The organism is Undibacterium sp. GW821-FHT11H02 (genome assembly GCF_058808015.1).
On record NZ_JBXARG010000022.1, the window covers coordinates 1 to 17,702 of the forward strand.

A 17,702-nucleotide genomic window follows, 5' to 3' on the forward strand; every position below is an offset into this window, starting at 1 on the left:
ACGGTCATTATCATTGCTCCATGCAATTGCGCAGTTTCCTGCAAAATGTCCGTTTACACAAAATTTTTTACACCCTCGTGAACTGATTAATCAGGTAAACGTCCCATCTTCTAGCCTACAATCTGGAGATCCAGAAGGCGCGTTACAAACACATCGATCGCAGTCCTAAACTTATTCTCGTCGTGCTCGATGCACAAATGATGGCACTTATCTACCAAGCATGCTATGAATCTATTACACGATCACAGACATGAACTATCACTATCTACAGCAATATAACCTGTCGCTCAATCGGATAGTCTTCTCTAGCGCAGCTCCGCATTATCGCGCTGGCTCAGCCCGCTACGCGCTTAGCGTTTCACTTTGCCACTTAGCTCAGCGTTGAGGCCTATGGCAAGACTTCTGATCGCTTTGTTAGTGACGCCGCTAATTCTCCAGTTGACCTACTTGGTACCGCCATACGGTACATTTACTGGTTGGTGGTTCCTTTTGGAGTTGGTCATCGCTTACTTGGTCATGTTTTTGTTTGGTACGCCGCTTGTTTGGCTCTTTGTTCGCAGGTGCTGGGTTGCGTGGTGGCAATCTGTTCTTGGTGGTGTGATCGCTGCCAGCTTGTTTCTCATTTTGTGGTTCGCTACTTCATCGTGGGAACACTTCCTGCTGAATGGACTCAATCTCACGTTGTATGCATGGGGCATAGCGGCAGCAGGCGGCTTGATTTTCTGGTTCGTTGGACTGTGGCGCAATCCTCGCTTCCATGAGCCTGAGGATTCGACGGGAAATCGCCGTTGATTATTTCGCTTTTATTTGCAATTGTGGCGACCATCTCGTCAAATTGACTTTAGCAGTCACAAGAATGGGTAAAATTTCTTTTCTCAGGAATCCAATTTTGGGATGCGTCCGTTGTATCCTGTATTCGGGTGCTGACGGTGTTGATGTGTTTCCATGTGCAACTGATGAAGACGGTTTTGCAACGTGTGATTATTGGTTTGGTTCGATCGAAGACGCCGAAAAATTTTGCAAAGAGGAGTATGGTATCGACACTGCAGATTGGGAAGTGGTGTCAGACCTATTGCCCGGATGCCAGCACGATTGGTTAATGCCAGTTCGCGTAAAAGGTAGTGAGGAAGGGCATCCTGATTGGGGCACGTTTGAGAGATTGGAAGACGGAAAATGGTTTTCGTTTAGCTCAAATCAAGAGAGCATTGCAGATTGATTGCTAGCATTAGATTAGTGACCGACGCACGTAGAGATTTTCTTCAATTTTTTTCTAAATGGCGCGCGCGCCGTAAAATTCAACTTTATGTGTTAATTGTAGGTAATATAGATGAAACCACATTCAGAATACTTTAAGAATAATCCACCTAGATGTTTAGACAGCTTTATAGCTAAGACAGTTGATATCGAAAATCTAGAATACGATGGGCATGGGGAAGATATAAATCCAGTTTTCGGAATCGAATGCAAGTGCGGGAACACAAGCCACGAAGTAAATGGCTTTTGTTGGACAAATCCGGACAATAAGATTGCGTTTTTTATTGGCCCATTGGGTTTAACGTGTACAAAGTGTAGTAGTCATAACGAAGTGTTTGATATTGAGCAGTATGGATATGACTCTGAGCTTGGTCATGGCTGTTGTAGCGCTTCCGGCGAAGGTGATCATTCGAGTTTCACGTGTGATCAATGTAAAGCTCATACATTTCATATACTGGCTAGATTTGAATTTACTGCCGATTTATTTGACGATGACTTTCCAGAAGCCCGTGGTAGAGAGAAGGATCTATTTACCTGGTTTAGCCTGCATGGCATTTGTGTTAACTGCTCCAATCTAACGCAAATATGTGATTATGAATGTGCCTAAAAACGCATAACAATCCAAGGTACCCGGATCTCGCTATGCTGGTCAGGTGTTTGGGGCGTTAAAAGTTTGAGTCCGCCGACGATCCTCAATGATAATGAACAAAAAAGAAAAACTTGCAGGTGAAATAGCGGTTTTCGCAAAGCAATACGAACGGCGTGCACATAAGGGGCATGATCCGAATGATCGTGGCTACGACCGAAAAATGGAAGAAAAAATGAAACGACTGAAGCCAGAAGAGTTATCAGATCTTCTTTCTGACGATCAAGAATCTGCAAAGGATGAATAAATTGATTTACTCGGCGTTCAAATTTGCCATTAATACGTCGCTCGACGCAGCCGTTTCGCGCTGTTCATTTCAACGTTGATTTTTCAACAGAGCGTATAAAATTTCCCGGATTTTTGAATGATAAAATTTCATCCGACTATTGACATTAGTGGCGAACATTTTTCACCAAGCAAAGCTAACTTAGCCTGCAAGTTAAAATTGTCAGACGTCATTGAACCAGGCAATATTTGCGCCACAGGGCGTTATAAAGGTCAACCATCACCATATGGCTCAGCTATTCTCTTTAATAACGAAGGCCTTATTCCTTTACTGCTTGAGTTTAAGGAAAATCACAGAAATTTTTTAGATTGTGGTGCCTCAAACATAGTGCTACATATTTGCTTCGCATACAAAGATCAGTGCAATCTTGAATTTTCCAAAGATGAATTGAAAGAGATCTACGAGTCTCAACTTCCGATGACCATATCTTGTTGGGAAGTGGATGAAAACGCTTCCTTTTGAACTAAACATGACAGTCGATTGCGGCACCGTGATATTGTTATCGTTTCGTGCCAACTGCAAATTGCGGCGCACATCACTTTTGCGTTAACGTCCAATGACAGAAGCCCGATATTTGAAAATTCTCTGGATCTATGTGGCACTTACGGTGTCAGCAATTGCATCAATCTTCTTTCCAACATATTCAGAGAACCTTGTTGCGGCATTCGATTCTGAGCCTGAGACATGGCTTATTAGCAACCTCTGGATTGCCATGTGTATCCTGGGTACTCTTGTCGCTACTTGGGTGGCAGGCCTTGTTGGACTTTTTTTCTTTAAGAGTTGGGCGCGCACGCTCTCTCTGTATTCAACATTTGGCAGTTTCTTCCTCTATCCGTTCGTGGGCGCATCGCTAAATTCTGGTCTAGAGACAGCTTTGTTTGAGGCATCTTCCGTAGCGTGGGGGGCTATTTTGGCGCTTTCGTACTTCTCACCAGTTAATTGCCGGTTTGAGCGTTAGCATTACTTTCGACTGGGAATCGTCGATGATGACTTCACTTTTATTTACAACCATCGCGGTGACGCTGTCAGATCTGCGCTAGCTATCAAAGGAACCCTACTTGCGAACTCTATCAACCTTAATGTTGCTCGTTATTATCAATGGATGTTCTGAAGCTTCTAAAGAGATAAAAGTGGCTCAACAAAATTCGTTAAAGCCACAATCTGAAACTTCAATTCCTGTAGAAGGCAAGAAAGCATTCCTTACGATTGAGTACTATCAAGTAGGTAAGGATGCATATTCAGATGCTACGCCAATAAATGCTGTTCTTGGAGTGCCTAAGACAGTGAAATGGAACAAGGCAAGTTGCTTCGCGGATCAAAAAGAAGACGAGAATGTCGACGACTTAGTATGTCACGCCGAGATGATGCCGCTAATAAGCAAATGCAAAAATGAGATTCAACTGCTTATGAATGAAATCCCTAAAAAGTATGAGGTATTGGATGGGCAAGGTCCGCTTGGTAGCATTGTACGGTTTAACAAATCAGGCGGGGAATTTTTTGTTATACGAAACTTTTATGGTGGTACAGGTGGAGGGCGATACGATTGGAGTCTTTATTTGTTGAAATGGGAAAATAAAGACCGTTACTCTTGTCCTTCGACGCCATTTCTTTCCGGTGTGGAGGTCGTCGCTGGCTCACTTTCGTGGCAAGAATCCAATTGCAAAAAGACTGAGTCCCCAGAGCAGTGCCTTGAGCGAATTTTTTACCCAAAAGAAAATGCATTTCGCATGGAGTTCACTGAATATGGTACGCAAGTGTCAAAACTTCCATATGGCTATTTGCCAAATTATGAATAATGCAGGACTATTTAACGAGACATCCCAACAGTCGATAATGACGTCATATTATTGTTCAACCTTCGTCCAAGTCGCAATACGCGGCGCACATCACCTTTGCTATACGTTTGGCCGTGTGTTGTAGCGGATGCGCCCAATGAAGCTCAACTTCTCACAGCTTGACTCTACTATTATAGAAGTCCTCGCTATTCGACCATCGCGGCTGGATGAAATCTTGTCAGTGGCTACCATTCGCCATGAAGCATTGCGTATCAATCGACGTCGTGCTGGAGCATCGCCAAGTGAGAGTGCTGACGTCACAGTCAATGAACGCTTGCAGACACTGCGACGGAACGGGAGGATATCTTACGATCCAGTAACAAGCCGCTGGGACGGTCAGATAGGCTTGCCGAAAGTGAGCGTGTCATGCTCAAAGTGATGACTATCCAGCAGGTTGTTCCGTTTCGGGTCGCCAAGCTACCGTATGCGGCTCAATTTTAATTTTAGCGCTCAAATGAACAGAATCGTCCTCGTCATTATTTGCCTGGTTGTGTGGCAAAGTGCATACGCTGATACTTCGCCTAGTACGTGTTATGGAACAACAAAAAATGGCCGTCTGGAGAGAGGATGGCAATTGCCGTCCTCTGGCAAAAACTTTGACGTCTATAGTTCGCTGGGTGCTGCCTTAGGAAGAAATTATGTTCACAGCAAAGTCTATGCCGTGGTTTTATCTGCGTATAAAGAATTGGAGACTTCGTCACCCGACAAGATATTTATGTATGGTGAATCGGGACTGAAGAATGGCGGGACATTTAAGCCACACAAAACGCACAGAAATGGTCTATCAATAGATTTTTTCGTGCCAGTTATGAATGAGGAAGCTGTCTCTTCTGCGCTGCCAATTAGCCCGCTCAACAAATTTGGTTATGAAATCGAGTTTGATCAGCGTGCCAAGTACAAGGGACTGAGCATAGATTTTGAGGCGATGGCACGGCACCTGCTTGCTATTAAAAAAGCGGCAGACCAACAGGGCGTTGGCATAGGGATAGTCATATTTGATAAGGCATTTCAAAAAATATTATTTTCAACGCCGACAGGCAAAACGCTCCCATTACTGATGCGTTTTTCTGTTAAGAAACCATGGGTTCGACACGACGAGCATTACCATATAGACTTTGAAGTTAAGTGCAAATGATTGTCAATAAGTCGCTCAAAGTAGTTCGCTATACTCACCGGATGGCGCCAGTCGGCGCGTGCTCCGTGTTAGATGCGCTGCCCGTGCTTGCCCATAGGCTCAAACATGATGTGTCTTGCTATCCTCCATGCAAATGATAAAAAATTTCTTCTCGATTTTCTTCAAGTATTTTAGCCCTCTTTTTTTGTTATTTTTTCCGCTAATGGCGTTCTATGGTTTCCTATATCCTTGGCCACAAGCGAAGGCAGCTCTATCCAAATACCAAGGGGAACTTGTTCTGCTTTCTGGGATGAAATCTCAATATACTGGTACTTATGAAGAACGTTCAAATACCTATTTGATTATCAAAACAAATCCGATAGCGTCTGAGACCTTGACTGTTACAACTGATTCAAATGGTCTACTTGAGGTCACTCAAGAAGATGGTGGTTTATCGAGAGTTTTAATTTTGTATGGGGTGTTCCTATTTTCATTCTGGTGGTTCTGGATCAGAAAAAGCAAGATGGCTGAACGGTCGTCAGGGAATCGCCAATAGCGGTTTAATCATTTATTAAATTGATGGTGTAGGTGATCGCGCCACTTCATGCTTTAGGAGCTTAAATTGAATGTACCAAGTCACTGTGCGATTGGCAGTTATCGCTGACCAGAAGCCCCTGGAAGCGCTTCAATGGCGAGCCTCACTTGAAAATTCTGGCGATCGCGAAGCAATGCTGGCGAATCCAGGGTTGATTGAACTACCTCTGCAACAAATCGAGTGCGGTAGTGTCTTTGTGGCTGAAATTGCGAACTCAATCAAAGGGTTCGCAGTCATACTTCGCCGCGCAGATGGTAGCGCAGAGCTTGACGGACTGTTCGTAGAGCCAGAGATGTGGCGGCAAGGTATTGGTCGGATTTTGGTTGATCGCTGTTGCAGCGCAGCCAAGACAGCAGGCGCAACCGAGATGCACGTCATAGGAAACCCACATGCCGAGGGTTTTTATAGCACATGTGGTTTTGAATTTCTTGGCACACAACAAATGCAGTTCGGCGTTGGTTTGGTAATGAAGCGAGCATTGCTGTGAGTAAAATTGTGACTTTTTCAAAGCGACGTAATCAGTCGAATGAACCGGCTCGCCTCAGCAAGCCGTTCGCGCCTCACCTCGATTTAGCGTAGGTCATGATGGAATACGCCATGGCTTTTTTAACGCTGCTCGTTAGTGTATTCTCACATCGAATTCGTGAAGCTACATGCTTACATGATTGGGGTAGACTGATTGTTTGGCCGCTACAGTTTGTTTGCGGTGAGTCATGCCAGTTCATTTTTCACCCGCTTGGCTGCTCCTGGTGCGGAAGTCAGAGTGGTTCAGCTTGACTTGCGAGGCTAGTTCAGCGCTAGAGACGATTTATTGTAATTGCGCTTCATCTTGTTATCTTGCACATGGACGTAGAGCCTAGCCTGGTCCTCATCCAGACTCATTCATAGGTTTAAAATTGGGCGTGTTGATTATTTCAAATTTGCTTACTTCAAAGCTAAATAGGTGACTGCTATGTCTATGAGAAAGTTAATTCGCATCATGGTCACTGGTGTCATCACCGGAGGGATTTGGTATTTTTGCGCCATTGTGAGTCTTCATTACTTAGGCGCCGAGTTTTTGGCTAGCATTTCAAGTGTAAGACGCCTGGCGCCTTGGTCCGGTTTCTTTTTTTTGGCGATAGATCTGCTTATGGGGATTTGGGTAATCGCCTTGTTTGCTTTAATTCGCAGCCAATTTAAAAGTCATTACGCGGCATCCTTGGTATGTAGCTTGTTTTGGTGGCTGATGAAGACCTTAGAAAGTGTCAAATGGCTGGGCTTGGGAATTCTTCCGGAGTCTTCAGTATTGGGATTAGCCGTCACGAGTTTAATTTCAATGTTTGTAGCGACCTTAGTGGGTGCTTGGCTCTACAGCCGGGCAAGTGCTTAGCATTAAATAGCTAATTAAAGAACGCTGATGGCATGCTTAGCTTCGTAGTGTGAAGGTGGCGAGATCATGCTAGGTTGTTCGTGATGTTCTAATTTAGGAGATGAGTGTTGATTCAAAATTTGCGCTTTCGTGAAGCGACGATGTCCGATATTGCTGCTATGTCAGACATCCGTCTTTCGGTTAAGGAAAATATACTGTCAAATCCGGCCAGAGTGACGCTTCAGATGTACCAAGATTATCTTGATCTTTTAGGGCGCGGTTGGGTATGTGAGATAGATAGTAAGTTGGTTGGTTTTTCCTATGCGGCGAAAGAGGATAGTTCGATATGGGCCTTGTTCGTATTGCCTGAGTATGAAGGGCTAGGTGTTGGGAAAGGCTTGCTAAAGCTTGCTGTGGCGTGGCTGTTTTCCCTTGGGAATGAGACCGTCAAGTTGGGCACATCTGCCAACACCCGTGCTGATCGTTTTTATGCAGCCCAAGGATGGATTCGAGGTGAAATGAAGGATGAGATTGAGGTATGGTATAGCTTGGCAAGGGACGCAAAATGAATCCAGTAATGAATCCAGTCACGCTGGCCGCACTGCGGTCCTTTCCGCAGCAACTCGAAGAACACTATGCTGCTTTTCCTGTGGAGTTCAAGAATTGGGCGCCTTCTTCGTGGGAGGGGGTACCTAGCGAACCGCTCACGGCCATCGAGCAGGTTTGTCATGTTCGTGATATAGAAATCGATGGTTATCACGTGCGATTTCGCCGGACACTAATTGAAGATTGTCCGAGCTTAGCGTCTATCGACACGGAAGCCTTGGTCATAGAACGTGACTATGCCCATGCCGATGTGCCAGCTATTTTTCAGGAGTTTCGTCAAGCACGCCTACAAACTCTTGCACTGATCGAAGGTTTGACAGCTGAGCAATTAGATCGTGCTGCAGTGTTTGAAGGGTATGGTTCTCTAACCTTGCGCAGTCTGGTTCATTATCTTTGCAGTCACGATCAGCAGCATCTCGCCGGACTGCAATGGTTGCTCGGCAAGGTGGAGGCTTTTCGAGTTTCAACTCGGGACTAAACTGGTTCTTTACTTCTAAATATTTGAGCAGTCGATGGTAAGAGAGTGGAACACTTGGGCCGATGCCTTGCTGCATGCTAGTTTCAGCACCCGCCAATCAATTAATCAATCAATTAATCAATCAATCCGTGAATTCACCAAATCTGATAAAGCAATCGAGTTCGTGGTTCCATTGTCGCGTAGACCTTTGACGGTACCTAGTCTATCTTCCCTCGCTTCATCCTGACTTAATTTCCATCGACCCTTAATCGCCGTGATGGGGATTTCTATGCCGACTATCGCACCTAACAATCGCTGTATGAATTCTTCTGGTGCATCTGATACTTTCCATGGTGCCGCGGCGGAAGAATTGAGTGATGTGGATGCTTCATTGCGATCGGTCAGGTTGCTGACCATTTGCAGTATCCAAGCCCGGTCTTGAATGACGGTAGGGATACCGTGGGCATGTACAACGGTGTAATTCCAGGTTGGGACTACCTCGCCAGCGATTTGTTTGCTTGGATACCAGTTGGGTGTGATGTAGGATTGCGGGCCCTGAAAAGTGACTATCGACGGCACACTTAATGACAAAGTTTTCCAAATAGGATTGGCTCGTGCAACGTGGGCGCGCAGTACGCCGAATTCACCGCGTGACTTGTCCAAAACGAAGGGAATGTGATTGGCGTCCAAGCCATCATCGGTCATGCTGACCCAAGTGCCTAATGGATGATTTTGTATCAGCGTATGCAGTACGTCGAGATCTTTTTCTTCGTGATAGCTTGGTAAGTACATCGCTGATCCTTCGATTTTTGCAGGTGGAAAAACGAAGGATTATACAAGTACGATCGCGTGGAAAATTGCTTTATTTTTTAAGCAAGAAATAAATTTTACGATGACACCTAAGTGTCTGCTGGTGTTTCGCATGTGGCGTAGTTTAGTTGTCGATTCTCCCATGTTGAAAATCGTGCTTGCCTTATTCTCTCACCGAACATAATTGCGTTTATGATGGAATGGTTTCGGTTTAATATTAATAGGCCCTAGGAGAAATGACATGATCGTTGAAGTACAGGTAAACATCAAAGGATCGAGAGCCGCTGTCTGGACAGCGATGTCTAACATCGAGAATGCCACGGACATCATCAGCGGGATTGAACACATTGAGATTCTCAAAAAACCGGCAAATGGATTGGTAGGACTGAAATGGCGCGAAACCCGGATGCTATTTGGTAAGCCAGCTAGCGCAGAGAAGTGGATCACTGACGCGATCGAAAATCAGTTCTATAAGACCAGGGCAGAGAGTGATGGGTTTATTTTCCTGTCTACCATGAGTATATCTGGGAATGATGGCGAGATCAGCTTGAGAAGTATTCATGATTCCCAAGCTCAGACGATCGCGACAAAAATAATGGCGGTGCCGATGGCGATATTTTTCAAGGGTGTTGCGAAGAAGGCGTTGTTACAAGACTTAAATGATATTAAATTGGCTGTCGAACATGGCCGAACTCGCTCGATTTAGCTGACTTTATTATGATGTCAGTCCCTTCGACCCTCCCGCTGCGCCTTCAAACAAGGGTACTAAATGACGAGTTCCTTGATACACCATATCGAACAGCATTTTGATACGCGGCACATGGCGTAGATCAGCGCGTGTCAATATCCACAAATCGCTGCGCCACTCTGCGGGCGGTGGCATGAGTCGGCATAGGGACGGCTCAGTATCTCCCAGATAGCAAGAGAGCACACCGATGCCTGCGCCAGATTTGAGCAGATTTAACATGTTGAGCCGGCTATTGGTCACCATGACGGCAGAATTAAGCAATCCTTTTTGCCTCAGCCACTTACTCGATTCAAAATGGTTCAAGCTCTCATCGGCACAAATCCACGGGTAGTCGTCTAATTTTTCTAATTTCACGCCGCGCATTTTTTTTGAATAGTAAATAGTGGATTCGACTTGGCACAAACGCCGCCCCACTAGAGGCTCTGGTGGCTTCCCGCCGGCACGTATCGCGACATCGGCTTCTCCTTTTACGATGTCTAAACGCGCTGTCGATGTATTAATATGCAGTTGAACCGCCGCTGTTTTTTGGTAGTCATTCAAAATCGGCGATAGGACCTGATGCATTAAAGTATCGGAAGTCGTAATGCGGACGATACCACCCGGCCAGGCATTGCGCTTACTTAGTTGATGCGCTGTACTTTGTAGTTTTGCATCCATTTCACTTGCTAGCTCAAACAGTTCTTTCCCAGCCTCCGTTAATATGTAACCGGCTCTAGTCCTGTCAAACACCCGTACACCCAGTTCATTTTCCAGGTCTTGTAAGTGACGAAATACCGTGGTGTGGCTCATGCCTAGCCCTTGTGCCGCTGTCGTAAGTGAGCTATCGCGGGCGATTCTCAGAAAGATGCGTAGATCATCCCAGCGTATGTTTTCCGTGCGCATAATTTAACATGAAGTAAAAAATCAATATTGTGGGTACTGCATTTTTGCAAACTATGGTTGCAAAAATGCAGTGAAGCGAGTCATGCGAATTATCTATACTTCCACTCCTCTGGTCAAACTTATTACTCAAGAAAATTCCAAGGATTTCTATATGGATCGTCGTCTTTTTTTAAACGCTACTGCAGCAATGTTAAGTACTTCTTTGTTAGCACCTGGTAAACCATATGCACAAGTTGCGCCCGCTATTATTAGTCGAGATAAAATTCGCCCACAGATGGCGCAAGGAATACAAAGCGGAGATCCTAAATCCGATGGGGCTATCATTTGGAGTCGCAGCGATCGGCCTGCCCGTATGTGGGTAGAGTGGTCGAGTACGGCTAACTTTGTGGCGGCTACCCGAGTGCGCGGTCCCGTTATGTTGGAGCCTAGTGATTTTACGGCACGCATAGATTTACGTGGATTGCCTGCCGGGGAGGAAATTTTTTTTAAGGTGATTTTGCAAGATTTGCACAATGAACGTATTTATTCAGAAGCGCAGCAAGGACATTTACGTTTACCCGAGGCGGTTGACACGAGAGCGAGGCGAGGCATACGTTTTGTCTGGAGTGGTGATACGGCTGGGCAAGGCTGGGGAATAAATGAAGCTTGGGGAGGGATGAAAATATACGAGCAGATCCGCAAAGTGAACCCCGATTTTTTCATCCACTGTGGTGACACCATTTATGCCGATACGCCTATCGAGCCTCAGGTGAATTTGGCCGACGGCACCGTATGGAATAATCTAGTGACTGAAGAGGTAAGCAAGGTAGCAGAAACCATGAATGAGTATCGGGGGCGCTATCGTTACAATTTGCTGGACCGAAACGTGAGAGCAATGGCGGCCGAAGTGCCACAAATCTGGCAATGGGATAATCACGATGTTTGGAATCTTTGGTCAGATTCAAACGATTTACGCTTTAACTCGCTGTACACCGAAAAGAGCGCAGCACTGTTAGCCGCAAGGGCATGTAAAGCCTTTCACGAATATGCTCCAATCAGAAGCGCTGGAGAAATAGAAAACGAGAGAATCTATCGCCACTTGCCACAGGGACCATTGTTGGATATTTTTGTTATCGATCAACGTAGTTATCGTGGCCTCAATAGCAGAAACCTGCAGACTCAGGAGAGCGAAAGTACGGCTTACTTGGGGCGGCCTCAGTTCGCTTGGCTGATTGAAGGCTTAAAGCAATCAAAGGCGACTTGGAAAGTGATTGCCGCCAATCAGCCCATCAGCTTACATGTAGGAGGTGGGAAAAATGCTGATGGAAAAATTGTCTATGACGGCACAGCAAACGGCGATGATCGTGAGCCATTGGGGCGGGAACTAGAGTTTTCGCGTTTGTTGCGCGAGATTAAGCGTGCTGGCATCAATAACGTGGTTTGGCTCACCGCCGAAGTCCATTACACTGCCGCTCATTACTTTGATCCAGAAGATGCGAAGTTCAGCGATTTTCTACCGTTTTGGGAGTTTATTTCGGGACCCTTGAATGCAGGAGGATATAGTCCAAACAAAGTGGATAAAACCTTCGGTATGCAAGTCATGTATCAAAAAGCACCTAAGGAAGAAAATGTCCCGCCTTCAAGCGGCATGCAATTTTTTGGTCAGGTCGACATCGATGCCAAAACAAAAGCGCTGACGGTGACATTAAAAGATCTGACTGGCATGGCGCTGTATGTGAAAACTTTGGCGCCTCAACTAGCTTAGGTTAAAGCAGGTTTAAAGATCTACTATAAAATTTGATGCGACAACTAATTCGATCAGTATGTAAATGAAAATGAAGGAAGATAAAGGATAGCCGCCTATGAAACAAATCCTCATCCGTGACGCGACGAAGGAAGATTTTGCGCGTATTGTTGCTTTGAACGAGATTGAAGTACAGCAAACCAGCGCTATGGATTTGGCTCGCTTAGATATTCTGGCACAAATGGCTAGTTATCATAAAGTGGCCTTGGTTGATGGTGTGGTGGCGGCTTTTCTCTTAGCTTTTCGTGAGAATGCGCCATATGAAAATGCGAACTATGAGTGGTTCGCGGCGAGATTTTCACAGTTTGTCTACGTTGATAGAATCGTTGTATCGAATCAATTTGCGGGACTTAAAATTGGTAGCCTGTTATATCAAGATTTGTTTGAGTATGCTGATGCGCAAGCTGTGTCGATTGTGGCCTGTGAATATAATATTCAACCACCAAATCCTGCCTCCAAAGCGTTTCATGATAAGTTTGGTTTTACAGAGTTAGGGAGTCAGTGGGCGGCGAATGGCACAAAACAGGTGAGCTTGCAGGTCGCCAAAATTTCACCGTCGTAATTTTTATTCTCATTATTTTACGAAAGTCTCAGACCTTGTTTATGTTTTATTTTTTGAAGTGCCGTATGAAAAAAACGCCGTTTATATTGTTTTCCATTTTTTTGTCCTTCATTGCTAGCCAGTCATTACATGCGCATTCCAATTCTGCGCAACAGGAATTTGCCTCAAAGGTCGCAAACTTAGAGAAACGAAATGGTGGCCGGCTTGGTGTTGCTGTGTTGTCCTTAAATGGGACACCCTTATTGCTTGCGCGTGAGACTGAACGATTTGCCATGTGTAGCACGTTTAAAGCCTTACTCGGTGCAGCGGTGTTGGCGCGAGTCGATGCGAAAAGTGAATCTTTGGGACGTTTTATTTCTTACAAAGAAAACGATCTGCTCGAGTATGCGCCTATCACCAAAGACAATTTGAATGCCGGCGGCATGACTATCGCTGAATTGAATGAAGCATCCATTCAATATAGTGATAATACCGCCGCCAATTTATTGCTTGATGCAATAGGTGGTCCCGCCGAATTGACAAAGTTCTTGCGTTCACTGGGCGATAAAATTACGCGTTTAGATCGTAATGAACCATCGCTCAACACTAACCTCGATGGCGATGATAGGGATACCAGTACGCCAGTCGCGATGGCGAGCAGTTTGCGGAAATTATTGCATGGCGATGTATTGAGTTTGACTTCAACGGAACAGCTCAAAGCATGGATGTTCGGTAATACGACGGGAGCTGCCAGATTAAAGGCGGGCTTTGATAAAGATTGGTTGATAGGAGATAAAACTGGAACAGGTCCAAACGGTGCGGCCAACGATGTAGCGATTGTGTTTCCGCGAGAATTACCACCATTTGTCATAGTCGTGTTTTATACCGGGTCTAATGCAAGTGGTGAAGTCAGGAATTCGGTGATTGCAGATGTTGCCCGTATCACGGAGTCGGTATTGATTAAACATAAGTCAGAATTGAAATGGTCTAGGGATAATCAATATCGCTCCAGAAATTGACCTGTGTTGGTGTTTCAATCGCATCAGTGTTTTTTTGCCTCAGGATAAACGAGGTTTTGATAGGCGCCCTGAAGTGCTTGTATGAAAGAGAATTTTTGTTAAATCCGTATTAAGCTACTTGACCTGTAGACATTCGTGTTTCAAGATAGCTTGCTTAATTTTCAATCGATGCTAGGTGTGCTCGCCGCGACTTTTGAATTTCAGCAAAGATCATCTCAGCATTTTTTACATATCAAGGGGAAATACAATGAAACAATATGGCGCAGAATTTTTCGGTACGTTTTGGCTAGTCTTAGGTGGTTGTGGTAGCGCGGTATTAGCTGCCGGATTTCCTGGTTTAGGAATTGGTTTTGTCGGCGTCTCGCTGGCGTTCGGTTTAACTGTTCTGACTATGGCCTACGCGATCGGTCACATTTCTGGCTGTCATCTTAATCCGGCTGTGTCAGTCGGCTTGTGGTTGAGTGGACGTTTTCCCGCGAATCAATTATTGCCGTATATTGTGGCGCAAGTAGCGGGTGGTATTGCGGGTGGTGCGATTTTGTATCTGATCGCCAGCGGCGCACCGGGCTTTGATGTTGCTAAAGGTTTCGCTTCTAATGGCTTTGGTATGCATTCACCTGGTGGCTATTCCATGACAGCGGCTTTCTTGATTGAAGCTGTGTTGACCATGTTTTTTCTGATCGTGATACTCGGCGCAACAGACCAACGCGCACCAGCAGGTTTTGCACCAATCGCAATTGGTCTATGCCTGACTTTGATTCATTTGATCAGCATTCCTGTGACCAATACTTCAGTCAATCCTGCACGTAGTACCGCCGTCGCGATTTTTGTCGGTGATTGGGCGGTGGCACAATTGTGGCTGTTCTGGATAGCACCAATCGTTGGTGCGGTCTTGGGTGCGACGGTGTATCGCTTTATCGGTGCTTCTGACGCAAAATGAGCTGCTTTTTTTAATATTTAGTTGTAAACAGACACTGGTTTAAATAAAAAAATCCACTAATAGTATTCGAGCCGTTGGGTTAAAGTGTGGAAAGCCTCAAGAGTTTATCTTTTGAGGCTTTTTTATTTGACCTCCATTCATCCAGTGAATTAAAGTTCAGCAATACTATCGTTGCAATGAACCATTCATATATCGGAGAGTTTCGGGTGGCAAAACAAAAATTACCTCGGGTTCCACCAACAGTTAATGGAATTCAAGCGAACTTTTGCAAAAACCCAAAATGCTCGAATTTTAGTATTCCGGTCGAAAATAAGAAGAAGCGAATACTTGGTGCGAAGACAACCGAGACATATCGGATTATTGGCGGACAGAAGCTAAAGCGATTGCTCACGTGTTTGGTATGTCGAAAAAGTTATATTTTGCGAAGCAATTTAGCAATTTCTCAGGAGCTAAGCAGACTCGATCATCAGAAACACAGGGAGCGTATCGCAGCGTGCTGCAATGAAGCATGTGAGTGTTTTGGTAAACCTCAATATCTAAACCCAGAGCTGTATTTTGCCCATGGCGTTACAAAAGCGGGCACGGCTCGATATCGCTGCCGCAATTGCAAAGCCACTTTCTCTGTTGGACTTCAGGTACGAAATCAACGACGTCCAGAGTTAAATTCGGAGGTTCTCAAACTATTGGTCAACAAAGTACCAATGCGTCGTATTTGCGAAATATTATCAATCAATCCATCAACACTCTACGACAAAATTAAGTATTTGTACGAAGTTACAAGCCTCTTTATCTCTGAGCGAGAATCACATTTACGCACTCAAGAACCGTCGCTTAAGAGAGCCTATGTGAGTGTAGATCGGCAAGATCACACCCTAAATTGGGGGACCCAATTTGATCGACGCAATACGATACTAGGTGCGGTTGGTGCCGTTGAGAATAAGACGGGATATGTTCTCGTTCTACAGCTAAATTTTGATCCAGACCTTAATGCGGAAGATGTTGAAGCAGATGCAATTGCGATTGGTGACTATGAAAAACCACCCGTATTTCGCGAATATGCTCGTGTTTGGCTGCGTCGAGACTATCTGGACCCAGAGCTGCGCGACGATGACGTCGCTATAGAGACTGAAGTGCAAAATATTGAGGCCCATGATGCTTCAAAAGCCCCGCAATCTGGCATGAAGGTCGACCTTGGGTATTTACAAAATGCGATATTTCTTCATCTTCGCGACTTACTTCAAAATGTTGGCATTGTTAGATTCTGCGTAGATCGAGATCCTGGCCTGGCAAATGCGTGTATTGCCGCATTCGCAGACCAGATCAAAAAAAGAAAGGCAGATGTTTTTGTGTTGAAAAATTTGAAGGAGGCTACCATGGCGGCAAAAAAGCAAATTATTGCCGCTTCAAATAGAGAAATCGATAAAGAGAAACTAAAGTTTGATAACGTCGACAATCCACGTTTTAGACTTCTGGTAGAAAAACTAAATAATTTCAGAAACAGTTCTCAAGAAAATACGTGGTTTAAGTATCCGTTTTCAGATATGGCGGAGCCTAGTAAGTCGATTCAAAATTTAACCGATTTCGGTGACTACGACATTGAAAGATTAGCGCATATATACATGCACCTTACCATGAGAGGGATTGATCGCTATTTTATGCAGATTCGTCGGCGACTCTCCCTGATGGAGCGTCCAATTACCACCGCAAATGCAAAGAAGACTTGGCACGGGTATTCTGCTTACAGCCCGCTTGTCGCTATGCAAGTGTTGTCGATTTTTAGGGTGTATTACAACTATTCGCTTGCTGGCGAAGATAAGAAGACACCAGCGATGCGAATTGGTCTTGCGGACCGCATTATTACGCTTGAAGAACTCAGTATATTAGCCGATCGTGGGTAGGTACAAATCGATCAATTGATTGTCCTTGAGCTCAATGAGTCGTCGTGTATCGTTAGGAATATCGAGGCGATGATGAATGATGAAATAACCAACGACACAAGAGCGCATTTTTGCTTTCCAAACCCAGTCACCATTTTCTTTGATCATCCCAAATTCCTTTGCGACCACCGCAGATTGATTGGGCTTTAATGTTCTCTTTGGGATAACCGTAATTTCCACGATCTGATTCCAACCGTCATCTTCAGGCATATCAGCCGGCATGTCGTTGTCCAGCGATTTCGCAGACATTATTCGTTGCAATACAAGATCAATATACTTTTTCGTCTCTAAATCGTAAGCCCGAATATGCCATCTTGCGCCACTAAAGAGCAATGCGTGAGGCCATATGCATTTCTTGGAGGGCTGTGGCCGATTCATAGACTGATAGGTGATCTCAACGCCTGAGGAAGAAGAGATGGCGCGTGTAATTGTATTGAGAACTTCTTTATCTATCGTCCCGCTTGGCGCTGGTAGTGCGTAAGTGGGTATCGCCGTCGCTAATTCTTGCACGGTTGCTGAAGACCGACTTTCTGCTTGGCTCCTGAGTATCGCTAAATATTCTTCAGCACTGCCGTTGGCGATACGGGGCTTAAAGCGCTTTGTTGGCCGATAAGCGCGCATAACTTCATCATATTGAATGTTTCCTGGGAACGCCTCTTTATAGAACCGAAAGTCTTTCGTTACATGATTTTCGCTAACAGAAAACACATTGGAGATGCGAGGTCGATCAACAATTCCCTCCCAATACGCAACGGACTCGATATAAGTCAATCGTTGTCGCTGAGCGTATTTTAATTTCTCGATGCTTAAGTTAGTAGTAGTCATAAATCTCACACTCCAATCATTTTGATTAGTGTAATTGTTTAGATTGAAGTACGCAATATGATTGCACAAAAAATGA

The 17,702-nt window shown here is 44.9% G+C and carries 21 protein-coding genes; 18 read left to right on the top strand and 3 right to left on the bottom strand.

The window, feature by feature from the left end:
• Positions 1–390: 390 nt before the first annotated feature.
• The 12 genes from AC1RR2_RS18160 to AC1RR2_RS18215 all read left to right on the top strand — a co-directional run bounded on the left by AC1RR2_RS18160 (position 391) and on the right by AC1RR2_RS18215 (position 8,162).
• A complete protein-coding gene (locus tag AC1RR2_RS18160) occupies positions 391–792 on the top strand; it encodes a hypothetical protein (protein WP_493223685.1) in 402 nt (133 codons plus the stop codon).
• Between the two features lie 64 nt (positions 793–856).
• Entirely contained in the window at positions 857–1,216 is a 360-nt protein-coding gene (locus tag AC1RR2_RS18165) for a hypothetical protein (protein ID WP_493223686.1), read from the top strand.
• A gap of 111 nt (positions 1,217–1,327) precedes the next feature.
• Entirely contained in the window at positions 1,328–1,861 is a 534-nt protein-coding gene (locus tag AC1RR2_RS18170; RefSeq protein WP_493223687.1) for a hypothetical protein, read from the top strand.
• Between the two features lie 94 nt (positions 1,862–1,955).
• Positions 1,956–2,147 carry a hypothetical protein gene (locus AC1RR2_RS18175; RefSeq protein ID WP_493223688.1) on the top strand — a complete coding sequence of 64 codons (192 nt, stop codon included), beginning with the start codon at positions 1,956–1,958 and terminating at the stop codon, positions 2,145–2,147.
• Between the two features lie 117 nt (positions 2,148–2,264).
• Positions 2,265–2,648: a hypothetical protein gene (locus tag AC1RR2_RS18180; protein ID WP_493223689.1), complete on the top strand. Its 384-nt coding sequence runs from the start codon at positions 2,265–2,267 to the stop codon at positions 2,646–2,648.
• A gap of 617 nt (positions 2,649–3,265) precedes the next feature.
• The gene (locus AC1RR2_RS18185) at positions 3,266–3,982 is read left to right on the top strand and encodes a hypothetical protein (RefSeq protein ID WP_493223690.1); all 717 of its coding nucleotides are present in this window, start codon (positions 3,266–3,268) and stop codon (positions 3,980–3,982) included.
• Between the two features lie 493 nt (positions 3,983–4,475).
• Positions 4,476–5,156, top strand: coding sequence for a penicillin-insensitive murein endopeptidase (locus tag AC1RR2_RS18190; protein WP_493223691.1), 681 nt, complete (start codon positions 4,476–4,478; stop codon positions 5,154–5,156).
• Positions 5,157–5,283: 127 nt separating this feature from the next.
• Entirely contained in the window at positions 5,284–5,691 is a 408-nt protein-coding gene (locus AC1RR2_RS18195) for a hypothetical protein (RefSeq protein ID WP_493223692.1), read from the top strand.
• Positions 5,692–5,761: 70 nt separating this feature from the next.
• The gene (locus AC1RR2_RS18200; protein WP_493223693.1) at positions 5,762–6,217 is read left to right on the top strand and encodes a GNAT family N-acetyltransferase; all 456 of its coding nucleotides are present in this window, start codon (positions 5,762–5,764) and stop codon (positions 6,215–6,217) included.
• Between the two features lie 465 nt (positions 6,218–6,682).
• Positions 6,683–7,099: a hypothetical protein gene (locus AC1RR2_RS18205; protein ID WP_493223694.1), complete on the top strand. Its 417-nt coding sequence runs from the start codon at positions 6,683–6,685 to the stop codon at positions 7,097–7,099.
• 104 nt (positions 7,100–7,203) lie between these two features.
• Positions 7,204–7,647: a GNAT family N-acetyltransferase gene (locus tag AC1RR2_RS18210; RefSeq protein ID WP_493223695.1), complete on the top strand. Its 444-nt coding sequence runs from the start codon at positions 7,204–7,206 to the stop codon at positions 7,645–7,647.
• Positions 7,648–7,655: 8 nt separating this feature from the next.
• A complete protein-coding gene (locus tag AC1RR2_RS18215; RefSeq protein WP_493223755.1) occupies positions 7,656–8,162 on the top strand; it encodes a DinB family protein in 507 nt (168 codons plus the stop codon).
• A 117-nt stretch (positions 8,163–8,279) separates the two neighbouring features.
• Here AC1RR2_RS18215 and AC1RR2_RS18220 read toward each other — a convergent pair whose 3' ends face one another.
• Positions 8,280–8,933 (bottom strand): FMN-binding negative transcriptional regulator, encoded by a 654-nt coding sequence (locus AC1RR2_RS18220; RefSeq protein WP_493223696.1) that lies wholly within the window; start codon positions 8,931–8,933, stop codon positions 8,280–8,282.
• A 259-nt stretch (positions 8,934–9,192) separates the two neighbouring features.
• Here AC1RR2_RS18220 and AC1RR2_RS18225 point away from each other — a divergent pair, with 259 nt between their 5' ends.
• Positions 9,193–9,657 carry an SRPBCC family protein gene (locus AC1RR2_RS18225; RefSeq protein ID WP_493223697.1) on the top strand — a complete coding sequence of 155 codons (465 nt, stop codon included), beginning with the start codon at positions 9,193–9,195 and terminating at the stop codon, positions 9,655–9,657.
• 9 nt (positions 9,658–9,666) lie between these two features.
• On the opposite strand, the gene AC1RR2_RS18230 is transcribed toward AC1RR2_RS18225, so the two are convergent.
• Entirely contained in the window at positions 9,667–10,581 is a 915-nt protein-coding gene (locus tag AC1RR2_RS18230) for a LysR family transcriptional regulator (protein WP_493223698.1), read from the bottom strand.
• A gap of 151 nt (positions 10,582–10,732) precedes the next feature.
• Between AC1RR2_RS18230 and AC1RR2_RS18235 the strand changes: the two genes are divergently transcribed.
• The 5 genes from AC1RR2_RS18235 to AC1RR2_RS18255 all read left to right on the top strand — a co-directional run bounded on the left by AC1RR2_RS18235 (position 10,733) and on the right by AC1RR2_RS18255 (position 16,762).
• Positions 10,733–12,325 (top strand): alkaline phosphatase D family protein, encoded by a 1,593-nt coding sequence (locus AC1RR2_RS18235; protein WP_493223699.1) that lies wholly within the window; start codon positions 10,733–10,735, stop codon positions 12,323–12,325.
• A gap of 97 nt (positions 12,326–12,422) precedes the next feature.
• Positions 12,423–12,926 carry a GNAT family N-acetyltransferase gene (locus AC1RR2_RS18240; RefSeq protein ID WP_493223700.1) on the top strand — a complete coding sequence of 168 codons (504 nt, stop codon included), beginning with the start codon at positions 12,423–12,425 and terminating at the stop codon, positions 12,924–12,926.
• Between the two features lie 65 nt (positions 12,927–12,991).
• Positions 12,992–13,924, top strand: coding sequence for a class A beta-lactamase (gene bla, locus AC1RR2_RS18245; RefSeq protein WP_493223701.1), 933 nt, complete (start codon positions 12,992–12,994; stop codon positions 13,922–13,924).
• A gap of 247 nt (positions 13,925–14,171) precedes the next feature.
• Positions 14,172–14,864 carry an aquaporin Z gene (gene aqpZ / locus AC1RR2_RS18250; protein ID WP_493223702.1) on the top strand — a complete coding sequence of 231 codons (693 nt, stop codon included), beginning with the start codon at positions 14,172–14,174 and terminating at the stop codon, positions 14,862–14,864.
• 86 nt (positions 14,865–14,950) lie between these two features.
• A complete protein-coding gene (locus AC1RR2_RS18255; protein ID WP_493223703.1) occupies positions 14,951–16,762 on the top strand; it encodes a transposase in 1,812 nt (603 codons plus the stop codon).
• Here AC1RR2_RS18255 and AC1RR2_RS18260 read toward each other — a convergent pair.
• On the bottom strand, positions 16,745–17,626 hold the full coding sequence (locus AC1RR2_RS18260) for a BrxR family helix-turn-helix transcriptional regulator (RefSeq protein WP_493223704.1): 882 nt from the start codon (positions 17,624–17,626) through the stop codon (positions 16,745–16,747). The genes AC1RR2_RS18255 and AC1RR2_RS18260 overlap by 18 nt on opposite strands.
• Positions 17,627–17,702: the final 76 nt, after the last annotated feature.

Bases quoted from the DNA above. Each gene is read 5' to 3' on its own strand.
- AC1RR2_RS18220 (WP_493223696.1), bottom strand. From the start codon at position 8,933: ATGTACTTACCAAGCTATCACGAAGAAAAAGATCTCGACGTACTGCAT.
- AC1RR2_RS18200 (WP_493223693.1), top strand. From the start codon at position 5,762: ATGTACCAAGTCACTGTGCGATTGGCAGTTATCGCTGACCAGAAGCCC.
- AC1RR2_RS18175 (WP_493223688.1), top strand. From the start codon at position 1,956: ATGAACAAAAAAGAAAAACTTGCAGGTGAAATAGCGGTTTTCGCAAAG.
- AC1RR2_RS18165 (WP_493223686.1), top strand. From the start codon at position 857: ATGGGTAAAATTTCTTTTCTCAGGAATCCAATTTTGGGATGCGTCCGT.
- AC1RR2_RS18240 (WP_493223700.1), top strand. From the start codon at position 12,423: ATGAAACAAATCCTCATCCGTGACGCGACGAAGGAAGATTTTGCGCGT.
- AC1RR2_RS18195 (WP_493223692.1), top strand. From the start codon at position 5,284: ATGCAAATGATAAAAAATTTCTTCTCGATTTTCTTCAAGTATTTTAGC.
- AC1RR2_RS18185 (WP_493223690.1), top strand. From the start codon at position 3,266: ATGTTGCTCGTTATTATCAATGGATGTTCTGAAGCTTCTAAAGAGATA.
- AC1RR2_RS18205 (WP_493223694.1), top strand. From the start codon at position 6,683: ATGTCTATGAGAAAGTTAATTCGCATCATGGTCACTGGTGTCATCACC.
- AC1RR2_RS18215 (WP_493223755.1), top strand. From the start codon at position 7,656: ATGAATCCAGTCACGCTGGCCGCACTGCGGTCCTTTCCGCAGCAACTC.
- bla (WP_493223701.1), top strand. From the start codon at position 12,992: ATGAAAAAAACGCCGTTTATATTGTTTTCCATTTTTTTGTCCTTCATT.
- AC1RR2_RS18230 (WP_493223698.1), bottom strand. From the start codon at position 10,581: ATGCGCACGGAAAACATACGCTGGGATGATCTACGCATCTTTCTGAGA.
- AC1RR2_RS18190 (WP_493223691.1), top strand. From the start codon at position 4,476: ATGAACAGAATCGTCCTCGTCATTATTTGCCTGGTTGTGTGGCAAAGT.
- AC1RR2_RS18235 (WP_493223699.1), top strand. From the start codon at position 10,733: ATGGATCGTCGTCTTTTTTTAAACGCTACTGCAGCAATGTTAAGTACT.
- AC1RR2_RS18180 (WP_493223689.1), top strand. From the start codon at position 2,265: ATGATAAAATTTCATCCGACTATTGACATTAGTGGCGAACATTTTTCA.
- AC1RR2_RS18260 (WP_493223704.1), bottom strand. From the start codon at position 17,626: ATGACTACTACTAACTTAAGCATCGAGAAATTAAAATACGCTCAGCGA.
- AC1RR2_RS18170 (WP_493223687.1), top strand. From the start codon at position 1,328: ATGAAACCACATTCAGAATACTTTAAGAATAATCCACCTAGATGTTTA.
- aqpZ (WP_493223702.1), top strand. From the start codon at position 14,172: ATGAAACAATATGGCGCAGAATTTTTCGGTACGTTTTGGCTAGTCTTA.
- AC1RR2_RS18160 (WP_493223685.1), top strand. From the start codon at position 391: ATGGCAAGACTTCTGATCGCTTTGTTAGTGACGCCGCTAATTCTCCAG.
- AC1RR2_RS18225 (WP_493223697.1), top strand. From the start codon at position 9,193: ATGATCGTTGAAGTACAGGTAAACATCAAAGGATCGAGAGCCGCTGTC.